Source organism: Pseudomonas phytophila, from assembly GCF_025643095.1.
GTDB classification, from domain to species: domain Bacteria; phylum Pseudomonadota; class Gammaproteobacteria; order Pseudomonadales; family Pseudomonadaceae; genus Aquipseudomonas; species Aquipseudomonas quasicaspiana.
Window position 1 is genome coordinate 2,486,814 of record NZ_CP081201.1, and the last position, 22,585, is coordinate 2,509,398.

At 57.0% G+C, this 22,585-nt stretch carries 20 protein-coding genes and 1 pseudogene; 11 read left to right on the plus strand and 10 right to left on the minus strand.

Features of this window, described 5'->3' with window-relative positions; all coding sequences use genetic code 11:
- Positions 1 to 101: 101 nt before the first annotated feature.
- The 7 genes and pseudogenes from lon (at position 102) to K3169_RS11210 (ending at position 10,774) form a co-directional block, all read left to right on the plus strand.
- Positions 102 to 2,498, plus strand: a complete 2,397-nt coding sequence (gene lon, locus K3169_RS11180) for an endopeptidase La (protein WP_027897815.1) — start codon at positions 102 to 104, stop codon at positions 2,496 to 2,498.
- 142 nt (positions 2,499 to 2,640) lie between these two features.
- Positions 2,641 to 2,913 (plus strand): HU family DNA-binding protein, encoded by a 273-nt coding sequence (locus K3169_RS11185; protein WP_002552737.1) that lies wholly within the window; start codon positions 2,641 to 2,643, stop codon positions 2,911 to 2,913.
- A 222-nt stretch (positions 2,914 to 3,135) separates the two neighbouring features.
- Complete coding sequence (locus tag K3169_RS11190) at positions 3,136 to 5,007, plus strand: SurA N-terminal domain-containing protein (protein ID WP_099269831.1); 1,872 nt, start codon at positions 3,136 to 3,138, stop codon at positions 5,005 to 5,007.
- 351 nt (positions 5,008 to 5,358) lie between these two features.
- Positions 5,359 to 6,378 (plus strand): Gfo/Idh/MocA family oxidoreductase, encoded by a 1,020-nt coding sequence (locus K3169_RS11195; RefSeq protein WP_263271515.1) that lies wholly within the window; start codon positions 5,359 to 5,361, stop codon positions 6,376 to 6,378.
- Positions 6,379 to 6,767: 389 nt separating this feature from the next.
- Positions 6,768 to 7,172 carry a TraR/DksA family transcriptional regulator gene (locus K3169_RS11200; RefSeq protein ID WP_027897818.1) on the plus strand — a complete coding sequence of 135 codons (405 nt, stop codon included), beginning with the start codon at positions 6,768 to 6,770 and terminating at the stop codon, positions 7,170 to 7,172.
- Positions 7,173 to 8,034: 862 nt separating this feature from the next.
- Positions 8,035 to 9,054, plus strand: a pseudogene (locus K3169_RS29745) (methyl-accepting chemotaxis protein); the annotation flags it as partial.
- Between the two features lie 247 nt (positions 9,055 to 9,301).
- Positions 9,302 to 10,774 carry a T6SS phospholipase effector Tle1-like catalytic domain-containing protein gene (locus tag K3169_RS11210; RefSeq protein WP_263271519.1) on the plus strand — a complete coding sequence of 491 codons (1,473 nt, stop codon included), beginning with the start codon at positions 9,302 to 9,304 and terminating at the stop codon, positions 10,772 to 10,774.
- A gap of 69 nt (positions 10,775 to 10,843) precedes the next feature.
- On the opposite strand, the gene K3169_RS11215 is transcribed toward K3169_RS11210, so the two are convergent.
- Entirely contained in the window at positions 10,844 to 11,083 is a 240-nt protein-coding gene (locus K3169_RS11215; protein ID WP_122397966.1) for a DUF2789 family protein, read from the minus strand.
- A 102-nt stretch (positions 11,084 to 11,185) separates the two neighbouring features.
- Entirely contained in the window at positions 11,186 to 11,416 is a 231-nt protein-coding gene (locus K3169_RS11220; protein ID WP_027899362.1) for a hypothetical protein, read from the minus strand.
- A gap of 279 nt (positions 11,417 to 11,695) precedes the next feature.
- Between K3169_RS11220 and K3169_RS11225 the strand changes: the two genes are divergently transcribed.
- Together K3169_RS11225 and K3169_RS11230 are read left to right on the plus strand one after the other, a co-directional pair.
- Positions 11,696 to 11,818, plus strand: coding sequence for a hypothetical protein (locus K3169_RS11225; RefSeq protein ID WP_255879230.1), 123 nt, complete (start codon positions 11,696 to 11,698; stop codon positions 11,816 to 11,818).
- An 84-nt stretch (positions 11,819 to 11,902) separates the two neighbouring features.
- Positions 11,903 to 12,370, plus strand: a complete 468-nt coding sequence (locus tag K3169_RS11230) for a hypothetical protein (protein WP_027899363.1) — start codon at positions 11,903 to 11,905, stop codon at positions 12,368 to 12,370.
- A gap of 17 nt (positions 12,371 to 12,387) precedes the next feature.
- Here the strand turns inward: K3169_RS11230 and K3169_RS11235 are convergent, their stop codons facing one another.
- The 7 genes from K3169_RS11235 to K3169_RS11265 all read right to left on the minus strand — a co-directional run bounded on the left by K3169_RS11235 (position 12,388) and on the right by K3169_RS11265 (position 19,568).
- Positions 12,388 to 12,765, minus strand: coding sequence for a Na+/H+ antiporter subunit G (locus K3169_RS11235; RefSeq protein ID WP_027899364.1), 378 nt, complete (start codon positions 12,763 to 12,765; stop codon positions 12,388 to 12,390).
- Positions 12,762 to 13,040, minus strand: a complete 279-nt coding sequence (locus tag K3169_RS11240; RefSeq protein ID WP_027899365.1) for a K+/H+ antiporter subunit F — start codon at positions 13,038 to 13,040, stop codon at positions 12,762 to 12,764. The genes K3169_RS11235 and K3169_RS11240 overlap by 4 nt, the downstream gene beginning before the upstream one ends.
- Positions 13,037 to 13,525, minus strand: a complete 489-nt coding sequence (locus K3169_RS11245) for a Na+/H+ antiporter subunit E (RefSeq protein WP_027899366.1) — start codon at positions 13,523 to 13,525, stop codon at positions 13,037 to 13,039. Before K3169_RS11245 ends, K3169_RS11240 begins: the two co-directional genes overlap by 4 nt.
- Complete coding sequence (locus tag K3169_RS11250) at positions 13,522 to 15,207, minus strand: monovalent cation/H+ antiporter subunit D (protein ID WP_027899367.1); 1,686 nt, start codon at positions 15,205 to 15,207, stop codon at positions 13,522 to 13,524. The genes K3169_RS11245 and K3169_RS11250 overlap by 4 nt, the downstream gene beginning before the upstream one ends.
- A complete protein-coding gene (locus K3169_RS11255; protein ID WP_027899368.1) occupies positions 15,204 to 15,548 on the minus strand; it encodes a Na+/H+ antiporter subunit C in 345 nt (114 codons plus the stop codon). Before K3169_RS11255 ends, K3169_RS11250 begins: the two co-directional genes overlap by 4 nt.
- On the minus strand, positions 15,548 to 18,493 hold the full coding sequence (locus K3169_RS11260; protein WP_027899369.1) for a monovalent cation/H+ antiporter subunit A: 2,946 nt from the start codon (positions 18,491 to 18,493) through the stop codon (positions 15,548 to 15,550). The genes K3169_RS11255 and K3169_RS11260 overlap by 1 nt, the downstream gene beginning before the upstream one ends.
- 139 nt (positions 18,494 to 18,632) lie before the next feature.
- Positions 18,633 to 19,568, minus strand: coding sequence for a DMT family transporter (locus tag K3169_RS11265; protein ID WP_027899370.1), 936 nt, complete (start codon positions 19,566 to 19,568; stop codon positions 18,633 to 18,635).
- Positions 19,569 to 19,662: 94 nt separating this feature from the next.
- Here K3169_RS11265 and K3169_RS11270 point away from each other — a divergent pair, with 94 nt between their 5' ends.
- Together K3169_RS11270 and K3169_RS11275 are read left to right on the plus strand one after the other, a co-directional pair.
- Entirely contained in the window at positions 19,663 to 20,226 is a 564-nt protein-coding gene (locus K3169_RS11270) for a helix-turn-helix domain-containing protein (RefSeq protein ID WP_122397959.1), read from the plus strand.
- A gap of 175 nt (positions 20,227 to 20,401) precedes the next feature.
- Entirely contained in the window at positions 20,402 to 21,820 is a 1,419-nt protein-coding gene (locus K3169_RS11275) for an FAD/NAD(P)-binding protein (RefSeq protein ID WP_263271528.1), read from the plus strand.
- Positions 21,821 to 21,929: 109 nt separating this feature from the next.
- On the opposite strand, the gene soxR is transcribed toward K3169_RS11275, so the two are convergent.
- Positions 21,930 to 22,394, minus strand: coding sequence for a redox-sensitive transcriptional activator SoxR (gene soxR, locus K3169_RS11280; RefSeq protein ID WP_263271530.1), 465 nt, complete (start codon positions 22,392 to 22,394; stop codon positions 21,930 to 21,932).
- Between the last annotated feature and the right edge of the window lie 191 nt (positions 22,395 to 22,585).

A 22,585-nucleotide genomic window follows, 5' to 3' on the forward strand; every position in this document is an offset into this window, starting at 1 on the left:
GCATTTCCTGCTTAAAGGCTTGTTTTTTCAGGTGTCTACCCCCATCTTGGACTCAAGCTCATTCCAGTCCACGGCCACATGGCCGCCGTAGAGGCGAAATCATGAAAACGACCATCGAATTGCCTCTCTTGCCATTGCGCGATGTTGTGGTGTATCCGCACATGGTTATCCCGCTGTTCGTGGGGCGCGAGAAGTCTATCGAAGCCCTGGAGGCGGCGATGACAGGCGACAAGCAGATACTGCTGCTCGCACAAAGAAATCCTGCTGACGATGATCCTGGTGAAGACGCTCTTTATAACGTCGGCACCATTGCAACCGTATTGCAACTGCTCAAGCTGCCTGACGGCACGGTCAAAGTGCTGGTCGAGGGCGAGCAGCGCGGATCCGTTGATCGCTTTATCGAAGTTGATGGCCACTGCCGGGCCGAAGTTACCCTGATCGATGAGGTCGATGCGCCTGATCGTGAATCTGAAGTGTTCGTGCGTAGCCTTCTGGCGCAGTTCGAACAGTATGTCCAGCTGGGCAAGAAAGTCCCTGCTGAAGTCCTGTCTTCACTCAACAGCATTGATGAGCCTGGTCGTCTTGTCGACACCATGGCGGCGCACATGGCGCTGAAAATCGAGCAGAAGCAGGAAATCCTCGAAATCATTGATCTGCCAGCCCGCGTCGAGCACGTGCTCGCGTTGCTGGATGCGGAAATCGACCTGTTGCAGGTTGAGAAACGTATTCGTGGCCGCGTCAAAAAGCAGATGGAGCGCAGTCAGCGCGAGTACTACCTGAATGAGCAGATGAAGGCCATTCAGAAAGAGCTCGGCGACAGCGAGGAAGGCCACAACGAAATCGAAGAGCTGAAAAAGCGCATCGATGCTGCCGGTCTGCCCAAAGACGCTCTGACCAAGGCCACTGCCGAGCTGAACAAGCTGAAGCAGATGTCGCCGATGTCTGCAGAAGCAACGGTGGTTCGTTCCTACATCGACTGGCTGGTTCAGGTGCCGTGGAAGGCGCAGAGCAAGGTTCGTCTGGACCTGGCTCGCGCTGAAGACATCCTTGATGCCGACCATTACGGTCTGGAAGAGGTCAAGGAACGCATCCTCGAATACCTCGCCGTGCAAAAGCGCGTGAAGAAAATTCGCGGTCCTGTTCTTTGCCTGGTAGGGCCGCCAGGTGTGGGTAAAACCTCCCTTGCCGAGTCCATTGCCAGCGCAACTAACCGCAAATTTGTCCGCATGGCCTTGGGTGGCGTGCGTGATGAAGCTGAAATTCGTGGTCATCGCCGGACATATATCGGTTCGATGCCAGGAAGATTGATTCAAAAGATGACAAAGGTTGGGGTGCGCAACCCGCTGTTCCTGCTCGATGAAATCGACAAGATGGGCAGCGACATGCGTGGCGATCCGGCTTCTGCACTGTTGGAAGTGCTGGACCCGGAGCAGAACCACAACTTCAACGACCATTATCTGGAAGTCGATTACGACCTTTCCGACGTGATGTTCCTGTGCACCGCGAACTCGATGAACATCCCGGCGGCGTTGCTCGACCGGATGGAAGTCATCCGTTTGCCAGGCTACACCGAAGACGAAAAGATCAATATCGCCGTCAAATACCTCTCGCCAAAACAGCTGCAGGCCAACGGCTTGAAGAAAGGCGAAGTGGAGTTCGACGAAGAAGCGATCCGCGACATCGTGCGTTATTACACCCGTGAAGCGGGCGTGCGTAGCCTCGAGCGTCAGATTGCGAAGGTGTGCCGCAAGGCGGTCAAAGAGCATGCTCAGGAAAAACGCTTCGCAGTTCGTGTGACGGCCGACATGCTTGAGCACTTCCTCGGTGTTCGTAAATTCCGTTACGGTCTGGCTGAACAGCAGGATCAGATCGGGCAGGTGACTGGTCTTGCGTGGACGCAGGTGGGTGGCGAATTGCTGACCATCGAAGCCGCTGTAGTCCCAGGTAAAGGGCAACTCATCAAAACCGGTTCGCTGGGTGATGTGATGGTTGAGTCGATCACCGCTGCGCTGACAGTCGTGCGCAGCCGCGCCAAGAGCCTGGGAATCCCTCTGGACTTCCATGAGAAGCGTGACACTCACATCCACATGCCGGAAGGGGCCACCCCTAAAGATGGTCCTAGCGCAGGCGTAGGCATGTGCACGGCCCTTGTTTCAGCGCTGACACAGATTCCGGTCCGTGCTGACGTGGCAATGACCGGTGAAATCACCCTTCGCGGACAGGTTCTGGCGATCGGTGGCCTCAAGGAAAAACTGCTGGCTGCACACCGTGGTGGTATCAAAACGGTGATCATTCCAGAGGAAAACGTGCGCGATCTGAAAGAGATTCCGGACAACATCAAGCAGGACTTGCAGATCAAGCCGGTTAAATGGATTGACGAAGTCCTGCAAATTGCGCTGCAATACGCCCCGGAGCCCTTGCCGGATGTCGCTCCCGAGATGGTTGCGAAGGATGAAAAGCGCGAGTCTGACTCTAAGGAAAGAATTAGCACGCATTAGTCTGGACGGCCTTTCTTGACAGCTTTTTGGAGCCCTTGTTATAAAGCGGCTCTTCTAAGCGCCTGTAGGCCATTCAGCGCTCGTTTTTGCTACACCAAAAAAACTTAGAAACATACTCAAAATAGAGATAAGGGGACTTAGAGTGAACAAGTCGGAACTGATTGATGCTATCGCCGCATCCGCTGATATCCCGAAAGCTGCTGCTGGCCGTGCGCTGGACGCAGTAATCGAATCCGTCACTGGCGCTCTCAAGGCTGGCGACTCCGTTGTACTGGTTGGTTTCGGTACCTTCTCCGTTACTGATCGTCCAGCACGTATCGGTCGCAACCCTCAAACGGGTAAGACGCTGGAAATCGCTGCTGCCAAAAAGCCAGGTTTCAAAGCCGGTAAAGCACTGAAAGAAGCTGTCAACTAAGTTCTCAAAGCCTTTGCCCAACCGATCAGGATTCACTCTGTATCGGCAGCGAAGCGGTAGTGCGGCTGGTCTGAATCCGGCCTGACACACCCGGGTCGTGGGTTTCAGCCCCGTCCGCTTCGCCAGTTACGAGAAGGCGCATCCTCGGATGCGCCTTTCTTCTATCCGCTTTCTACCCACGCTCCGCGGTTGGTTAGTCAGTACAACCGTTTTGGGGGACGCATGCTGCAGAACATCAGGGACAATTCACAAGGCTGGATTGCCAAGACCATTATCGGAATCATCATCGCATTGATGGCGTTGACCGGATTCGATGCGATTTTTACCGCAACCAGTACCGCTCAGGATGCTGCCAAGGTCAACGGTGACGAGATCACCAAGACCGAGCTGAGCCAGGCGATCGATATGCAACGGCGTCAGCTGGTGCAACAGTTGGGCAAGGATTTCGATCCTGCTCTGCTCGATGAAAAAATGCTTCACGACTCGGCCCTGAAAGGTCTGGTTGATCGCAAGCTGTTGCTTCAAGGCGCCGACAACGCGAAGTTCTCCTTCTCGGAAGCTGCGCTGGATCAGCAGATTTTGCAGACGCCTGAGTTTCAGGTAGACGGCAAATTCAACGCTGACCGTTTCGATCAGGTAATCCGTCAACTCGGCTTCACCCGGATGCAGTTCCGCCAGATGCTGGCTCAGGAAATGCTGATCGGTCAGGTCCGTGCCGGTGTTGCCGGTAGCGCATTTGTCACGGATGCTCAGGTAGATGCATTTGCCCGTCTGGAAAAACAGACGCGCGATTTTGCTTCGCTGACGCTGACTGCCGATGCCTCCGCTGTCAAAGTGACCGACGACGAAGTCAAGGCTCACTACGACGAGCACGCCAAAGAGTTCATGAGCCCCGAGCAAGTGGTGCTTGATTACGTCGAGCTGAAGAAGTCTGACTTCTTCGACAAGGTGAAGGTCAAGGACGAAGACTTGCAGGCGGCTTATCAGAAAGAAATTGCCAATCTCGCTGAGCAGCGTCGTGGCGCGCACATCCTCATCGATGTGAACGACAAGATGACTGACGAGCAGGCCAAGGCGAAGATTGAAGAAATTCAACAGCGCCTGGCCAAGGGTGAAGATTTTGCCGCGCTGGCCAAAGAGTTCTCTCAGGATCCGGGTTCGGCATCCAAGGGTGGCGATCTGGGCTACGCAGGCAAGGGTGTCTACGATCCGGCCTTTGAAGAGGCGCTGTATGCGCTGAACAAGGACCAAGTGTCGGCACCGGTGCGCAGTGATTTCGGTTGGCACTTGATCAAGCTGTTGGGCGTTGAAGCACCTTCAGTGCCGAGCTTTGCCAGTTTGAAAGAGAAACTGACCAATGATCTGAAGTCGCAGCAAGTCGAACAGCGTTTCGTCGAGGCTGCCAAGCAACTCGAAGACTCCGCGTTCGAAGCATCCGATCTGGCTCAGCCGGCTCAGGATCTGGGTCTGAAAGTGCAGACGACTGCGCCGTTCGGTCGTGAAGGTGGTGAGGGCCTGACGGCTAACCGTGCGGTCATTCAGGCAGCTTTCAGTCCGGAAGTGCTGGAGGAGGGCTCCAACAGCAGCGCGCTGGAGCTGGATCCTGAAACCATTCTGGTGGTCCGCTCCAAGGAACACCGCATGCCGGAACAGCTGCCTCTGGAAGCTGTAGCCGCTGCGATTCGTACCAAGTTGGTCAAAGACCACGCTGCTGAAGCCGTCAAGGCCAAAGGCGAAGCGCTGTTGGCTGGTCTGCGTGACGGCAAGACGCCGCTCGCTGCCAAGCAGGATGGTCACAGCTGGAAAGTGATGGAAGCGGTTACTCGCGGTCAGGAAGGTGTAGATCCTGCCGTACTGCAAGCGTTGTTCCGTATGCCCAAGCCTGAAGGCAAGGACAAACCGGAATTCACCAGCCTTTCGCTGGCCGATGGCAGTTTCGTGATCGTACGCCTCAATGGCGTCAACGAGGCTGCACCGGCAACGGATGCAGAGAAATCCCAGTACCGTCGCTTCCTGGCGTCGCGTGCCGGTCAGCAGGATTTCGCTGCTTACCGTGCACAGCTGGAAAGCAAGGCCAAGATCGAACGCTTCTGATGGTTTGATTTTTGCGCTAGTAAAGAAGGCCGCTCATTGAGCGGCCTTTTTTGTTCGCTTTCGAAGGTGTATTGCCGCAGGAAAACGCCCCTCGTGCGCCTACAGATCAAATGTTTGCTGCGCGACAGCGCGGTGTCAGTGACACCTCGGCGGCGCCTGCAGGGCTGGGTTCTATCCAGGATTTGCATTTTTTGACAGGCGCTCCTATTCAATCCAGGAGGTGCGATTTCAACATTTCGAATCTTCTGCAAAAACTCTCGCCGCGCCCACAGCTGTACTGCTGCCTTCAATCAGGTTGACCCACTGACGCATTCGTTTAAGGTGCTTTTACTGGATTAAAAGGAGAATCTCATGCGTATTGGCTTGGTCGGCTACGGCAAAGGCGGGCGCTATTTTCACGCGCCATTGATCGCCAGTCTGCGAGAGGCGACTTTTGTCGGCGTTGTCACTCGATCGGCAGAGCGGCGGGCTGAGCTCGCCCAGGATCATCCTGGCGCCCAGGCTTTTGACAGCCTGGCCGATCTGGTCGCTGCAGGTGTTGATGCTGTAGCGATCTCTACGCCCATGGCTTCCAGGCCAGACTTGATCCGGGAGGCTATTGAGTCAGGCGTTGCTGTGGTCAGCGACAAGCCCTTTGCTGCCGATGCGGCGCAGGCTCAGGCGCTGGTGGAACTGGCCGAGCGCAAAGGAGTGATGCTCAGCGTTTACCAGAACCGTCGCTGGGACTCAGACTTTCTGACCGTGCGTAAACTGATCGACGAGGGGAGGCTGGGTGAGATCACACGCTTTGAATCCCGGGTCGAACGCTATTCGCCTAAATCGGTAGGTAAGGCGGCGGGTGGAGGCATGTTGCGCGATCTGGGCAGCCATCTGGTGGATCAAGCGCTGTTGCTGTTCGGACCGGTGGCGAGGGTTTACGCAGAGCTGGAGTTCTCAGCCCCCGATCAACCTTTCGATCATCAGTTTTTCGTCTCCCTGACCCATGCAAATGGCGTGGTCTCGCATTTGTGGGGCAGTTGTCTGCAAAACGCTCCAGGGCCGCGATTCCGGCTCAGCGGGTCCGGCGGCTGTTACACCGTCGAGGGCCTGGACTGTCAGGAAGAGGCCGCGTTGGCGGGGCTGACGCCAGAGTCGGAAGGCAAGCGCTGGGGCGTTGAAGATCAGCAGCGTTGGGGCTGGTTTTTACAAGGTGAACACCGTGAGCGTGTCCCTACGGAGCGAGGCTGTTGGCCGGAGTTTTACCAGCAACTTCAGGCTGCTCTTGCAGGTGAGGGGGTTAATCCGGTCAATCCACACGACGCGGTCGCGTCGGCAAAGGTGCTCGATGCCGCGCGGTTGAGTGCGCTGGAAGGGCGAGTCGTAGGCTTATAGGCCTCAGGCATCCCCCTACCTAATGGCGAATGGCTTTACCTTGATGGCCATTGGCGCTTATATTCGGGAAATCATCAAGGAAGTGGGCATCATTCAGGGCAACTTCGTTCGCACGAGCTGACCAGGACGCTGTCGAATCGCTGCTAAAGGGCCAATCCGGGCCCTTTTTGCTTTGCCGGATTTAATGGAGTGCGGTGATGGCTGGCGTTTATTTGTCGGCTAATTGGCGCTTGTTTAGCAAATGAGTTGCCGACTGCCCAAGGCGGCCTTAGACTGCCGCCCCTCGTAAATTGAGTGCCAGGTGGCGCTTGGAGACTATGGCGCTTTTACGGCATCGCAGAGCCGCTCCTTAATTCGCCTTAATGCACGTTTTTTTTATAGAGAAATCAATGACAAAGGAAAAGTTGCTGGCCATGCCGGCCGATGACTACATGAATGCCGAACAGCATGCTTTCTTCGTCGAGCTGTTGCAGGGTATGAAGGTTGAGATCCACGAGCGCATCGAGCAGAGCCGCATTGCTATCGAGAGCCTGGATACGCCTGCCGATCCTGCCGATGCTGCTTCAGTTGAAGAAGAGCGTCACTGGCTGGTCAATGTGATCGATCGCGATCAGCGCATGCTTCCCCAGTTGGAAATGGCGTTGTCACGCATTGCCGATGACAGCTTTGGCTGGTGTGACGACAGCGGTGAGCCGATTGGTCTCAAGCGCCTGTTGATCAGCCCGACCACCAAGTACTGCATCGAGGCGCAAGAGCGTCACGAGCAGATCGACAAGCATCAGCGTCAAGCCTGATCATGCAGGGCGGTGGGGCCTTATGGTCCCGCCGCCTGTTTGTTCTGCGACGTAAAGCAACTCATACCGCTATGTCCCGGTTTCATCCTCTTCTGTGTTATCCCTCGCCTTCCCGATTGCCAACGCGTAATCAACCTGTTTTCAGCAACCACACTTCTGTTGATCGCCCATCCGTTCAGACCCGAAAGCAATATTGAGTCATGGCGAAAAGCCTTTATCTGGCGTCTAATGCAGACACAATAAAGATAAGCATGACGGAGTCGCGCAAATGGTCGCAAACGGAACTGTGGTCAATTCAACGCCTGAGCATCAGCCCGGGAAGGTATCCGGCAATACGCTGCGCGCTTGGTTGATACCTGCATTACAAAGTCTCGCGCTGGGGTGTCTCTTCATCGCCATGGGGCTTGTCGAGGTGTCGACTTATCTTGCGGTGCCATTGGCGCTTTTGTTTATCTGGCTACCGCGCTTTGTTTCAAACGGACCCCAGCCTGTGAATGTGCAGGACGGACGCGCCGATATCAATCGTCTGACCCGTGACTTGTCGCGTTCTACCAGCCATAACGCGTTATCGGCTGCAGGCGTGGCGTTTTCCGTGAAGCAACTGGCCAGCCGGCTGAAATCGCAGCTCAGTGCTGCGGAAAAGATTGTCTCCAGCGCCGATGTAATGATCGCGACCGAGCAACAGGCTGCTCAACTCAGTCAGTTGGCGCTCGACGCTTCCGTGGAGATGCGGCAGAGCAGCGAGGCAGGCAGAGGCGTGCTGGGCGAGTCAATCACCCGTATGCACTCACTCAGCAAGCGTGCGGTCAGCAGTCGCCAGTTCATTGAAGAGCTAAGCCAGCGAAGTGAAGAAATCCAGCGCGTGACGCTGGTGATTCAATCCATCGCCAGTCAAACCAATCTGCTGGCCCTTAACGCGGCCATCGAGGCGGCGAGGGCGGGTGAGCATGGCCGCGGCTTCGCCGTAGTCGCCGACGAGGTCCGCGGGCTGGCAGGACGTACCGCCAGCGCAACCGAGGAAGTCGGGCAGATGGTCGCCGATATTCAGAACCGTACTGTGCAGGTGGTTGAACAGATCCGTCAGTTGTCGTCCGATCTGGACAGTGGGGTCGGTCAGGTCGAGCTTACCGGCCAGCACCTTGAGAACATCGCCCGGCTGGCGGCCGGGGTTGAATCGCAAATAGGCGAAATTGCGCAGGGTGCCGAGACCAATCAGGAGCAACTGTCCAGCTTGTTTGTTGCGGTACAGCAGATGCGCAGCGATCTGGCGATCAGCGACGAGCAGACGCGCAAACTGGCTGATGCTGCGGTACAGATGGAAGGTCAGGCTGAAACGATCAGTGAACGCCTGGCGGAGGTTGGGCTGGACGACTATCACCAGCGTGTCTACGACCTGGCCCGGGAGGGGGCCAGTCAGATTGCGGCAAAATTCGAAGCGGATGTCGACGCAAACCGGATCACGATGAATGACTTGTTCGACCGTAGCTATCAGCCGGTCGCCAATACCCGGCCCGCCAAATTCCAGACCCGCTTTGATCGTTACACCGATGAGGTCTTGCCTGCGATTCAGGAGCCTGTTCTGTCACGTCATGACGGTCTGGTTTTTGTAATTGCCTGCACCCCTGAGGGTTATGTGCCCACCCATAACAAAGCCTTCAGTCAACCGCTGACAGGCGATGTCGCTGTCGATACGGTGAAAAGTCGCAGCAAGCGCAAATTCGATGATCGCACCGGTATTCGCTGCGGCAGTCACCAGCAGGCGGTACTGCTGCAAACCTATACCCGTGACACGGGTGAGCTCATGCATGATTTGTCCGTACCTATTATGGTCAAAGGGCGTCATTGGGGTGGTCTGCGGATGGGCTATAGGCCACAAACGTAACTATCTCTGATTCGCGAACTGTCCAGGCAGGCGATTGAGAAATCAGGCTTTTGTAAAGCACGTCTCATGTTTGGGTTGCCTATTATTGTAAGACTTTGTTGTTTTAATCTTTCAGGGCTGTAGGAGGTTTCTGAAAGTGTTGTGCCCACGTTGACGAAAGTTTATTGCTGCGCAAGATGCTTATATCAAGGTTTTTTAATTGATTTAACGCAGCTTGATGACCTGCTGCGCAATAGGCGGATATGTGATGAAAAATACAAGGAATGTATTGATTGCACAGGGCGCTTCGGGAACTGCAACACTGGGGGTGACCGTACGCGTTGGCGTGTTCTTCGATGGTACAGGGAATAATCGCAGCAACAGCCAGATCGGAGCTGATTGCCGGGCCATGGCCGAGATCAGCGCAAATAAACATATTGCTGAATGTGGTGGGAGGCACAGTGACCCAAACAGCAGTTACAGTAATGATCTAAGTAACATTGCCAGATTGGCGGATCTCTACTGCAATCGACCCGTCGCCAGTAACCTGGGTGACGGTCTTAAAGTGTATTGGCCCATTTATGTGAGCGGGATTGGCACTTTATCGGGGGGGCGTGATTCAGTCTGGCCTGGACAAAGCTTTGGCCGCGGTAGAACCGGCGTTATTTCCAAAGTCTCACGGGCGGTCGAGAAGCTTGGGGCTCTCCTGACGACATTTTCCCAGCACAACCCTGGCTGTTTTATCAGCACTCTGGAACTGGACGTATTTGGTTTCAGTCGGGGGGCTGCTGCTGCCAGGCATTTTGCCAATGAGGTGCTCAAGGAAGATAAAGGCGAGCTGGAGCCCATGCTCAATCGGCGTCGAGTGCCACTGAGTCCTGGTTTTTCCTGGCAGAACGGCAGCGTCAGAATGAAAGTGATCGGCCTGTTTGATACCGTTGCAGCAGTTGGCGGTATCCGGGATATGGGGAATCTTGGAGACGCCCACAATGACAAAGTTAATCTCTACTTGCCCCCCGGGTGCGCCGAGCAGGTTTTGCATCTGGTCGCCCGCGACGAGGAGCGCCGCAACTTTGCGCTCAACAGTGTCCTGCCACATTGGCCAATGGAAATTGTGCTGCCGGGAGTGCATTCGGATATCGGCGGTGGCTACCATCCGCAGATGATCGAGAAGGTACTGTTGACCCGACCGATCTGGAGTTTTGTAGAGGGTGCGACTCCCAACGAATCAACCCAGGCCTGGCAGCAGGCGTTTGCAGAAATGAAGGGCATGGATCAGGCTGCGTTGATTGATCCAAAAGACGCTGAAGCTTCACTGTCTATAGCCTGCAAGGAACGCCCGACCAAAGGACCTTACAACAGGGGCGTCGGCAAAGCGGTGATGGCTGCTGTTTGCTTGCAGCGTCAGGTGTTCGGACACCTGTCCAGAGTCCATCTGCGTGTCATGCATGCGCTTGCGTGTGATGAGGGCGTTCCCTTTAATCCCATTCCTGGCTCACAGGATTTCCTGATCCTGCCTGAACTGCAAGGTGTCGCCCGCAAGCTGATTGCCTATGCGCGAGGGGCGGCTTACTCACTTGATGCAGAAGAGGAAAAAATGCTGCTTCATCGTTACATCCATCGATCTGCGCACTGGGATGCATTGATCGACAGCCGTCACAAATTCAACGACGCTCTGTTTGTGCATGCGCCGCAAAGTGGGGGGCGTGTTCGTTGGCCGAATCAGGAGGGGCGAGGTTAGCCTCACTGGAGATCTTGTAGCTTCAAAAGCAATGGCCCCGGTTAACCGGGGCCATTTTTTTACGAGAGCTTACTTGGCTTCGTGGAGCAGCGCGTTCAGCTCGTCAACTACCGGGGCCCAATCGTCATCCAGCAATAAGGTCTCTTTAAGGTACTTGCCTTGTTGCGGCGTCCAGAACTCTGCCTCGGATACCTTGACGTCGTCAGGCAGCGGACCATGCTCATCAACGAACGCATCGATGCTCTCCTGGTCTGAATCCAGGCCCAGTTGTTCAAACAAGGTGGCCAGGGTCGGTGTTTCCAAATCCATATCATCTCCTCGGCGGGCTTGACCCGATCTGTCGGTTGCACGCTTGAAGCTGCGTAAAGCATCTGAGCGTATCCATGACCCAAGAGTTCGACGCAAATAGCGTCAGGTGTTCAATGCGCCGGCATCAACGGCATCTTTCAGTTCCCTGGCTGACTCCTGGGCCGCTTTGGCCGCCAGGTCTGCGGTTTTGAACCAGCGGTCTTTTTCTACCTGATGACAGGAAATGGTATTTACAGATTGCTTGGCGCGCATGACGATGACGGCCTGAAACTCACCCTCTACTTCTCTGGATTCACCCCAGATAAAAAACTCGCCGATATCAAATTCAGTCACTGATTATCTTCCCCTGGATGACGAGTTGCTTTCGACCTGAGCTTGCGTGCGCAGGACAGCATTCTTGATGCAGGCGAGTATGGCAGTTGTTGACCGTCGCTGGCCGCCTTTAGTCGCAGCAATTAGAAATGCTCTGTCGTCTCGCATGAAGATTGGAGTAGGAATGTGCCCTGAAGGGCGATGCATAATGCTCTTCTTGTTGTCTGAATGGACTACATCTGTCGATATGCACAAAACGGATATAGGCGGCAGGCATCTCCAACCGGTAGAATCCCCCGAATGCCAGCGCTCATCGCGCTTTCGGTATCGTCGACGTTCTCTGCACAAGCACCCCTGGCCTGGGTTGGCGGTGCCATGTGGCTGCAATTGCTGCAAGAGCACGCAAGGGAACTGCCCGTCTGATGCGCTACAACAAGGTAGCGATAGCTTTTTCTGACCGTCCGGTTGTCTCCGGACGGGATCATTTTCAAGTTGGGGGTTTTAACTTTGGCAGTAAGTAATCTGGAGACACACGCGCTGTTCGTGCTTGGTGATCTGCGGGCGAAGTTGGTAAAACAGTTCCAGTCCCGTTTTGTTTATGTCTGCGAGCAGTCTGCTGAAGGCATTTACATCGCTGAAATCGATACTGAAACAGCACTGGTTGTCGACGACAAGCCGCGGCTTGAGCTGAAGGTCGGCGATCATTTTCGCGCAGCCGTATTGCCCAGCCGAGAAGGCGGAAAATTCGAAATCAAGTTTCGTGAAATCAAACTGACCGTCTATGGCCTTGGCGAATATGCCTATGTCGATATTCCTGAAGGGCACGGTATCGTGTTCAAGGAAGGTCAGAGCATCATGATGGTCTTTGCAGCCCACGAGCAATTGCAGGGCGGATTGACCAAGACCCTGAAGACTGCGACCACCAAAGCCGCAAAGTGGCGCAAGGGCGAGCTGACCTTCAAGGCCAGCGAGTAAACTCGGCAGGCAGCGACTCAGCTGCCGCTGGAGTCACCTTGCTGACCACCACTGCTGACTTCCGGTGGCACATCGTCGCCCGCCATGCGCTTACGAAACAGCCCGGTGCGGGCGAGCAGCAGAGTGGTCACCGGGACGGTGATAGCAAGCAGCACCGGAATCAGCCACGCGTGGATCACCGGTTCTGACTTGAGCGCCGAGAAGTACACAATCGAGGCGAGCGCAACACACCAGGCACCCAGTGTCGAGGCCAGCGCAGGCGGATGCATGCGTTGAAAAAAGTCCTTCAGGCTCAGCAAGCCCAGTGCGCCGGTCAGGGCGAACAGACTGCTGGCGATCAGCAGTATGGCGGTGAGGATTTCGACCCAGAAGGGCAGCACCACTGTCGAGTTCATTCGATCACTTCTCCACGCAGCAGGAATTTGGCCAGGGCAAAAGAGCCGACAAAGCCAAACAGTGCAATCAACAAAGCCGCCTCGAAATAGGTATCACTGGCATAACGAATGCCCAGTACCAGCATCATCAGCATGGCGATGATGTAGAGGTAATCCAGAGCCAGTACCCGATCCTGAGCCGAGGGGCCCTTGAACAGGCGAATCAGGGTGAAGACCATGGCCAGAGCGAAGATGAACAAGCTGGCCAGAATGGCATTGCCGAGCAAGGCACTCATTGGAAAATCTCCATCAGCGGGCGCTCATAGGTAGTTTTGAAATGCTCGATAAACTGCGCCTCATCTTCCAGATCGAAAACATGCATGAGCAGTACGCTGCGGTCCAGCGCAAGTTCTGACCAGACGGTCCCTGGAACCACCGTGGTGATAATGGCCAGAGCTGCCAGACCATTGGCGTTGTGCAGGTCCAGCGGGACTTTTACAAAGGCCGAGCGCGGTGGGCGTCGTTTTACATTCCAGACTCTCCAGCCCACCTCCAGATTCGAGCCAATGACATCGCGACCCACAAGAAAGAACAGTTTGAAGATCACGCCCGGTCGTTTGATGCTCACAGGCAACGGGCGAAGTGGAGACATCAGCAGAGGGGCGAGGAAACCCAGCACGGCTGCCAGAATCAGATTGCCGGGACTGATCGAGAGATTCAGTACCAGCCACAGCACCGCCAGTGCAAGGGAGAACCACGGAGCAGGGAAATAACGCTTCATGGTTGCACCGCCGAGACTGCAGTGTCACTGACCGGCCCGGGCAACGGCCGGGTGGCCATTACCGATTGAATGTACTGTTTGGGTTCGTGCAGCGCGGCGGCCGTGTCGCGGGTATAACGCAGCAGCGGTTCGGCCTGGAATGTCAGGGTGATACACAAGCCCAGCAGGATCACGATGGGCACGCACTCATAGTGCCGCAGCAGCGGCGAAGGGCGTTCCTGTGGGGTCCAGAAGCGCTGGATGCCGATCCTGGAGAAGGCCATCAGCGAAGCAAGGCCGGAGAAAATCAGCAAACCCACCAGCAACCAGCCCTGGCTCGAAATCGTTTCGTCCTGGGCCACATCCAGTCCAAGCGGGTTAAGCAGCGCGCTGAGCAACGTCAATTTGCCGATAAATCCGGAAAGCGGCGGCATGCCGATGATCAGCAAGGCGCAGGCAATGAAGCTCAAGCCAATAAATGCCACGGTCATCGGGATTACCTGACCGACCACGGCTTTCTGCTGGTCATCAAGGTTGGTGCCTGGCGGTGGATTCAATGATTCCACGGTCCGCGGTAACTGGTCGGCATCGTCTTCCAGTGGCAACTCATTGGCTGAGCGCGAGCGTTCGATGAGTTCAGCGATAAGAAACATGGCGCTGAGTGCCAGGGTCGAGCTGACCATGTAAAACAGCGCGCCTGCTGTGAGGCTTGGCTGGGCGAAACCGATGGCGGACAAGAGAATGCCGGCCGACACGAGAATGCTCAGCGCTGCCATACGCTCCAGGCGTTGTGCCGCGATGATTGCCACTGCTGCGGTAAGAATTGTTGCCATACCGCCATAGATCAGCCAGTCGCCGCCAAAGAACGCAGAAGGACCAGCCTGCACTGAAAACAGCAAGGTCCAGAGCCGCAGCAAGGTGTAAATGCCGACCTTGGTCATGATCGCGAAAATAGCTGCCACGGGCGCACTGGCGGCGGAGTAGGCGGGCACCAGCCAGAAGTTCAGCGGCCACATGCCAGCCTTGGTCAGGAATGCCACCGCAAGAATCGCGGCGCCGGCGTGCAGCAGGCCCAGATCGGCCTCCGGTACCTGCGGAATCTTGATGGCCAGGTCAGCCATGTTCAGTGTGCCGGTCACGCCATAGATTAGGGCGGCGCCAATCAGGAACAGCGAGGACGCCAGCAGGTTGATCGCAATGTAATGCAAGCCTGCGGAGACGCGGGCACGGCCCGAGCCGTGCAGCATCAGGCCGTAGGAGGCCGCGAGCATGACTTCAAAAAACACGAACAGGTTGAACAGATCGGCGGTGAGGAATGCCCCATACAGGCCCATCAGTTGAATCTGGAACAAGGCGTGGAAGCTGGAACCGGCGCGGTCCCAGCGAGCCAGGGCGAAGAGCAGGGCACACACACCGACGATGCCCGTCAGCACCAGCATCATTGCCGACAGGTGATCCACCACCAGCACAATGCCAAACGGCACTTCCCAGTTACCGGGCAAGTAAACGCCGATTGAGCCCGTGGTACCGGTTTTCTGTACCCACATGAACAAGGTGACAGAAATAGCCAGGCCGAGGATGCTCGAAAGCAGATTGATCCGCGCTTTGAGCGGGCGGTGTTTCTCACCGAGCCAGAGCATGATCGCCGCCGTCAGCAACGGCAGCAGAATCGGTGCCACGATCAGTTGATTCATCAACGTCATTCTTTGGGCTCCCGGCCGTCAACATGGTCGGTACCGGTCAACCCTCTGGATGCCAGCAGCAGCACCAGAAACAGCGCGGTCATGGCAAAGCTGATTACGATGGCGGTCAGCACCAGTGCCTGGGGCAGCGGGTCGGTGTAATTCAGCAGGTCCTGAGGAACGCCGTCCTTGATGATCGGCTCCCGGCCGATGAACAGGCTGCCCATGCTGAAGATGAACAGGTTGACGCCGTAGGACAGCAGGCAAAGGCCCATGACCACCTGGAAGGTCCGCGGACGCAGGATCAACCAGACGCCCGAGGCCGCCAGTACGCCGATGGCAATCGCGATAACTTCTTCCATCAGGAGGCTCCTTGTTGTGCGGCGACAATGTCGGCGATTGGGTTCGGCACCGGTTTGGGCAGCGAAGTAGGTCGGTGGCTACGCACCGACTGGTGCGCCAGTGCCGTGAGAATCAGCAGTGTCGATCCCACGACAACCGCGTAGACCCCTACATCAAAAAACAACGCGCTCGCGACATGGATATCGCCCAGCAACGGCAGGTCCAGATGCGCGGTGTGGGTGGTCATGAACGGATAACCCAGGAACATCGAGCCCAGACCGGTGCCAATCGCAAACAACAAGCCGGTGCCCATCCAGCGCAGTGGCCGCAGGCTCATCTGAGCCTCCACCCACTGCGTACCCGCGACCATGTATTGCAGAATAAAGGCCACGGACATCACCAGACCGGCGACAAAACCGCCCCCCGGCTGGTTGTGCCCACGCATGAACAGGTACATCGAAATCACCACAGCAATCGGCAGCAGCAGGCGCACCAGTACTGCCGGAACCATCATGAAGCCCAGCGCGGTATCACTGGCGCTGCGCGGATTGACCAGGTCAGTTACCACATCCGGAGCCAGCAAACGCTGCTGGGCGGGTAACGGAATACTTTCCTTGGGCGGACGGAAGCGGCGCAGCAGGGCAAACACAGTCAAGGCCACAGCCGCCAGCACGGTGATTTCGCCGAAGGTGTCGAAACCCCGGAAATCCACCAGCATCACGTTCACCACATTGCTGCCACCGCCTTCGGGAATGGCGCGGCTGAGATAGAACGAGGAAATGGTGTTGGGCGTCGCACGCGTCAGCATCGCGTAGGACAGCAGCGCCATGCCACCGCCGACCAGTGCCGACAGAATGAAGTCGCGAACCCGACGATTTCGTGCGCGGACCCGGCTGCTGAGCGAAGGCGCCACGTTCTCGTTACGTCGTGGCAGCCAACGCAGCCCCAGCAGGATCAAGACTGAGGTGACTACTTCCACCACCAGTTGTGTAAGGGCCAGATCGGGTGCGGAGAACCAGACGAATGTCACGCAGGTCATCAGCCCGCAAACACTGACCATCACGACGGCCGCCAGGCGGTGGTACTTGCCTTGCCAGGCCGCGCCCAGTGCACAGGCGATTGCGATCAGCCACAACGTGACGAAGACGCCCGAACCCGGAATCTTCGGCCGGTCGCCCCACGTCAGGCCACTGAAATACATCGGGATAAAACCGCCAATCAGTGCTGCCAACACCACCAGAAATAACTGAGGTTGCAGGCGACGGGTACTGATGAGACTTTCGAAACGCCGTGCCCAGCGGGTCATGATCACCAGCGAACGCTCGAAGAAGCGCTTGCCGTTCATGCGCTGCACCAGCGGCGGGCCGGTGAAGCGGTTCTGTTTGAACGAGTTGCGCAGCAACAGATAGAGCAGCACGCCGCCAGCCATGGCAATCAGGCTCATGATCATGGGGGCGTTCCAGCCGTGCCAGATGGCCAGGCTGTACTCAGGCAGCGTGCCGCCTACGACAGGTTGCGCCGCGGCAGCCAGCAACGGTGCCACGGATTGCGAAGGGAAGATCCCGACGATCACACAGGCGATCACCAGAAACTCCACTGGCGCACGCATCCAGCGCGGAGGCTCATGAGGTGTGTGGGGCAGATTGGTCGCTTTCGGACCGAAGAAGACATCGACGGTGAAGCGCAATGAATAAGCAACACTGAACGCCCCGGCGATGGTGGCGATCACCGGCAAAGCCATCTCTACCCAGGCCGAGGAGCTGACGAATACTGTTTCAGCGAAAAACATTTCCTTGGACAGGAAACCGTTCAACAGGGGTACGCCCGCCATCGACGCGCTGGCGACCATGGCCAGCGTCGCGGTATAGGGAATCAGGGTGACAAGTCCACTCAGTTTGCGGATGTCCCGCGTGCCGCTTTCGTGGTCGATAATCCCTGCGGCCATGAACAGCGAGGCTTTGAAGGTCGCGTGGTTGAGAATGTGGAAGACTGCCGCGACCGCTGCCAGTGGGCTGTTCAAGCCCAGCAGCAGGGTAATCAACCCCAGGTGGCTAATAGTCGAATAGGCCAGCAGGCCCTTGAGGTCATTCTGGAAAATCGCTGCGTAGGCACCGATGATCAGGGTGCAGGCACCTGCACCGCTGACGATCCAGAACCATTGCTCGCTGCCGGAAAGGGCAGGCCAGAAACGCGCCAGTAGAAACACGCCTGCCTTGACCATGGTCGCCGAGTGCAGATACGCCGACACCGGCGTCGGGGCCGCCATCGCGTGGGGTAGCCAGAAGTGGAACGGGAACTGCGCACTTTTGCTTAATGCGCCTATCAGGATCAGGGTCAGCAAGACCGGGTACAAGGCGTGGGCGCGGATCGCTTCGCCTGAGGCCAGCACGCGGTCCAGATCATAGCTGCCCACGACATGACCGAGCAGCATGACGCCTACCAACAGCGCGAGACCGCCTGCACCGGTGACCATCAATGCCATATAAGCACCGCGTCGAGCGTCTGCCCGATGGTGCCAGTAGCCAATCAGCAGGAATGAGAAAAGACTGGTCAGCTCCCAGAAGAACACGATCTGAATCAGATTGCCGGAAATCACCAGACCCAGCATGGCGCCCATAAACGCCAGGAAGAACGCAAAAAACCGCGGCACCGGATCATCCGGAGACATGTAGTAGCGGGCGTATAACGAAACCAGCGTGCCGATGCCCAGCACCAGCATCGAGAACATCCAGGCGAAGCCGTCCATGCGCAGGACGAAATTCAACCCCAGACTGGGTAGCCAGAAATATTCTTCGCGGATCACACCGCCGTCGACGATTTGCGGGTACCACAAGGCAACCTGAATCGCGCCGGTAACGGCCACAAGGCCGGCGAGAATGGATTCAGCGTTACGCGCGTTGTGCGGCAAAAATGCCGCCAGACAGCTGCCGATGAAAGGCAGAAGCAGTAGAACTATCAGAGACATAGGCTTCTAATCTGCAGGGAAATGTCAAGGATCATACGTGCTGGACTGTGTAACACCAAACGCCAAGGTGTCGCAGAATCCTACAGACCTTGTAGGCAGAAGCTGAGTTCTGTTTATTTATAGCCGGATTTTTCGCGTGTTAATCCGTTTCTTTAAACACCGGGTCGGTTCCGGTCTGTTCTTCAGTGGATGCCGTGGTCGATGCAGTGCGGCGTTTCATTTCACTGACGATCACCGCCGCGACGATGAGCGCTGCGCCAATTAACGCGACGCCGGGTAGGCGCTCACCGGCAAGGCGACCAAAGATTCCGGCCCACACCGGCTCACCGGCATAGATTACAGTGGCGCGGGTTGGGGAAACGGTCTTCTGTGCCCAGTTCATGGCCACTTGAATCACTGCGCTCATGGCCCCGAGCCCCACCGCGCTGATAACCAGCATCCAGGAAAAATCCGGCAAGGCCTCGCCCGTCGGTACGATCATCAGGAATGACAGCAATGAAGCGGTAGCCAGTTGCACCACGGTGACCCGGCGCACATCGACCTTGCCACCGTAAGCACTGATCATGATGATCTCGGCGGCCACTGCAATCGCGCAGATGATCGTCGCTATTTCCCCCGCGCTGAATTGCAGACTTGCTCCGGATGGCCCCGACAGCAAGATCAGCCCGGTAAAGGCCAGACAGATCCCCACGCTGGGCATCAACCCCGGCCGACGTCCCAGTACCAGCCATTGCAGCAGCGGTACGAAAGGGACATAAAGCGCCGTAATAAAAGCTGACTGGCTGCTGGGAATAGTTTGCAAACCGATGGTCTGTAATCCGTAGCCAAGCATGATGGCCGCACCGATCGCGACCCCGGCTTTTATTTCAAGCAGGGTCATGCCGCGCAACACGCTTAACGAACACAGCGCGACGATGATTGCCGCCGCTGCAAAGCGCAGGCCTACGAAAAACATCGGGCCGCTGACGGTCATGGCGTGTTGTACGATCAGGAATGTGCCGCCCCACAGCAGGGTGATCAGGATCAGTACAACTTCAGCTTTGCTGATACGGGGCTTGATAGAGGTAGACTTCATGCTTCTCACTGGCGTTTACAGGCTTGCGTGATACATCGACCTGAGTTTTAAAGCTGGGCAGTATACTGCGCAATGATTTCGAGAGAATAAAATATTGAGCAACGATAATTCGCAACGCGCCCCGGTTTTGCAGCACGTCAGTCAAAACGTGCGACGGTTGCGCAACGGGCAGGACATGAGCCAGACCGCGCTGGCGGAAAAATCCGGGGTCAGTCGGCGCATGCTGGTGGCCATTGAGGCGGGGGAGAAAAACGTCAGCCTTGCGACCCTTGATCGCGTCGCCGAAGCGCTGGATGTAGCGTTCAGCGATCTGATTCAGGCTCCTGAGCATCGTGACCCCAGTCGCATCAACGAGGTAGCCTGGGCCGGATCGATACCGGGCAGCCGTGCAGTCCTTTTGGCCAAAGCCACAGCCAGACGTGAAGTCGAACTCTGGGAGTTCTGTCTGGAGCCGGGAGAGGCGTATCAGTCCGAGGCCGATCCTGACGGCTGGAGTGATCAGGTTTATGTGGTCGAAGGGCACCTGACCGTCATTCTGGTGGAGCGCACACAGGCAGTCGGTCCGGGGGAGTTTTTCATGTTTGCCAGCAACCAGGCCCACAGTTATCGCAACGACGGGCAGGTCCGGGTGCGATTCGTCCGTAACGTCGTGCTGTGAGCTGTTGCCTGATAAACAGGTAATCAACAGTTGTGTTGGCTCAGCATCTTATTCAATAACGGCGCGCGGCTGATCTGTCGTGAACAGCGGGATTGAGCCGCGGGCACGGGCTGTGCATTGAACGCACTGTTGATATCGACCCCGGCTTGAGATTTTAGAAGAGCGAACCTGATCTATGAGTTCCAGCGACAAACACCCGGCTGACGTTTTGATTATTGGCGGCGGCCTGAGCGGCAGCATGCTGGCGGTTCAGTTGCTGCGCCTGCCGGGCAACCGGCGCATCTCTATCATTGAAACGCGTAGCGAACTGGGCCGGGGCGAGGCCTACAGCGCCACGGAGTTGGGGCATACGCTCAATGGCAACGCGGCGCGCATGAGTGTCGATCCGGACAACGCCGACGACTTGACCCAATGGCTGACGCAATTCATCGCGGAAGGTGGCTGGCCCGAATCCTTTGAGCAGGATGTGCCCGTGGCTGAGCTGTTTCCGCCACGGGGTATTTTTGGCCTGTATGTGCAGCAGCGTCTGGCCGAGGCTCGATCAATTGGCTCGCGTTACGGTTCAAGTGTCGAGCATGTGCGCGGTGAGGTGGTCGACCTGGAAACCCAGGCGCAGGGGGTGACGCTGAGTCTGGCGGACGGTCAGTCCCTGCACGGGCGTTTTGCGGTTTTGGCTACCGGAATGTACGCCGCGTCCCGCACCCCGCAACGGCAGTCCGACGGACTGAATGCTGCTGCGGTAGATCCGTGGGATGTCAGCGCGATGCGGCAACTCGATCCGCAGGCGCGGGTGCTGATCATTGGTTCCGGGCTGACCATGGTCGATGCGGTGGTGTCGTTGCAGCAGTCAGGGCATCGCGGCCCTGTCGATATATTTTCCCGGCATGGGTTGCTGCCTCATGTTCGTCGGCAGCCGCCAGTCTGGGTGGATTTTCTCGGCGAAGATCACACCCTTCGCAGCCCTCGGCAGTTGCTGCGCAAAGTGCGCGAGCAATGTGCGCAGGCGATTGAAAGGGGAGTCGACTGGCAAGCGCCACTGGATACCGTGCGGGCTAACATCGGCCGGTTATGGCATCAGGCCCCGGATGTGCAGCGCCGCCAGTTCGTGCGCCACGTGCGGCCATGGTGGGAAAGCCATCACCATCGCTCACCGCCGCTGAGCGCTGCACTGCTTGCGCAACTGATTGATCAAGGACGAGTGACGATTCAGGCCGCTTCGTTGCAAGGGTTTGAGGTCCTGCCTTCGGGCCAATTACAAATTCGTATTCGACACCGTGGTCAGGGTGAAACTTCAACGATCGTGGGGGATGCGCTGATCAATTCCACGGGCATCGAATACGACTGGCGACGCGTGGATCGGCCTTTGCCTCGACAACTGCTGGCGCGAGGTCTGATTCAACCTGGCCCGCTGGCGCTGGGCATCGCCGCCGACCAGGGCGGAGCGGTGCTGGATGCGCAAGGGCGGGTGTCTGACCGGTTGTTCGCCATGGGCCCGCCATTGCGGGGGCTGTGGTGGGAAAGTACGGCCGTGACTGATGTAGCGCTGCAAGCCAAGGCGTTGGCGGGGCGGTTGGTCGGAACTCATTTGGCTTAAGGCCTTACGCCTATATCGTCCGGATGCGGCCCAGACCAAGCCCTGCTCCAACGAAGTAACGCCTGTTGGAACGGCCTCAGGTCCGGCACGATACAGGCGCTGAAACTCTTCAATCCTGATCCAGCAAAACCGGGCCATTTCCCTGTTCGCCCAGTTTGTCCCCCCGATTGCGCAACGGGCAGGCTTGCATTGACAGGCAGCCGCAGCCGATGCAGCCGGTGAGCTGATCGCGCAGGTCTGTCAGGCGCGCGATGCGGTCGTCGAGTTCGTCCTTCCACTGTGCCGACAACTTGTTCCAGTCAGCCGCAGTCGGCGTGCGTTTTTCCGGCAGCGTTTGCAGGGCGGCATGGATGCTGGCCAACGGGATACCCAAGCGCTGTGCGACTTTGATCAGGGCCACTCGCCGCAGCATTTCTCTGGGATAGCGGCGTTGATTGCCCGCATTGCGCTGGCTGCTGATCAAACCCTTTGTTTCATAAAAGTGCAGGGCGGTGACCGCAACCCCACTGCGGGCCGCCAATTGGCCGACGGTCAACTGCTTACTGGCAGGGCCAGATTTTTTGCTGGTTGTCATAAGTGACTGCTTGACCTCTAGTTAAGTAGAGGTTTTACCCTTCGAGGCCTCGGTTGGCAATACTCCGTTATCACGGCAAACACGACCTGTGAAACACGCATTGGACCTGTAGGAGCTCACCGAGGTTACGAGGCCAGCGATGACGGAGTGTCAGGTAAACCGTTATCGCTGGCCTCGTAACCTCGGTGAGC

Excerpts from the sequence above, each read along its gene's own strand:
- lon (WP_027897815.1), top strand. The coding sequence starts at position 102 with ATGAAAACGACCATCGAATTGCCTCTCTTGCCATTGCGCGATGTTGTG.
- K3169_RS11190 (WP_099269831.1), top strand. The coding sequence starts at position 3,136 with ATGCTGCAGAACATCAGGGACAATTCACAAGGCTGGATTGCCAAGACC.
- K3169_RS11195 (WP_263271515.1), top strand. The coding sequence starts at position 5,359 with ATGCGTATTGGCTTGGTCGGCTACGGCAAAGGCGGGCGCTATTTTCAC.
- K3169_RS11200 (WP_027897818.1), top strand. The coding sequence starts at position 6,768 with ATGACAAAGGAAAAGTTGCTGGCCATGCCGGCCGATGACTACATGAAT.
- K3169_RS11210 (WP_263271519.1), top strand. The coding sequence starts at position 9,302 with ATGAAAAATACAAGGAATGTATTGATTGCACAGGGCGCTTCGGGAACT.
- K3169_RS11215 (WP_122397966.1), bottom strand. The coding sequence starts at position 11,083 with ATGGATTTGGAAACACCGACCCTGGCCACCTTGTTTGAACAACTGGGC.
- K3169_RS11225 (WP_255879230.1), top strand. The coding sequence starts at position 11,696 with ATGCCAGCGCTCATCGCGCTTTCGGTATCGTCGACGTTCTCTGCACAA.
- K3169_RS11235 (WP_027899364.1), bottom strand. The coding sequence starts at position 12,765 with ATGAACTCGACAGTGGTGCTGCCCTTCTGGGTCGAAATCCTCACCGCC.
- K3169_RS11240 (WP_027899365.1), bottom strand. The coding sequence starts at position 13,040 with ATGAGTGCCTTGCTCGGCAATGCCATTCTGGCCAGCTTGTTCATCTTC.
- K3169_RS11245 (WP_027899366.1), bottom strand. The coding sequence starts at position 13,525 with ATGAAGCGTTATTTCCCTGCTCCGTGGTTCTCCCTTGCACTGGCGGTG.
- K3169_RS11250 (WP_027899367.1), bottom strand. The coding sequence starts at position 15,207 with ATGACGTTGATGAATCAACTGATCGTGGCACCGATTCTGCTGCCGTTG.
- K3169_RS11255 (WP_027899368.1), bottom strand. The coding sequence starts at position 15,548 with ATGGAAGAAGTTATCGCGATTGCCATCGGCGTACTGGCGGCCTCGGGC.
- K3169_RS11260 (WP_027899369.1), bottom strand. The coding sequence starts at position 18,493 with ATGTCTCTGATAGTTCTACTGCTTCTGCCTTTCATCGGCAGCTGTCTG.
- K3169_RS11265 (WP_027899370.1), bottom strand. The coding sequence starts at position 19,568 with ATGAAGTCTACCTCTATCAAGCCCCGTATCAGCAAAGCTGAAGTTGTA.
- K3169_RS11275 (WP_263271528.1), top strand. The coding sequence starts at position 20,402 with ATGAGTTCCAGCGACAAACACCCGGCTGACGTTTTGATTATTGGCGGC.
- soxR (WP_263271530.1), bottom strand. The coding sequence starts at position 22,394 with ATGACAACCAGCAAAAAATCTGGCCCTGCCAGTAAGCAGTTGACCGTC.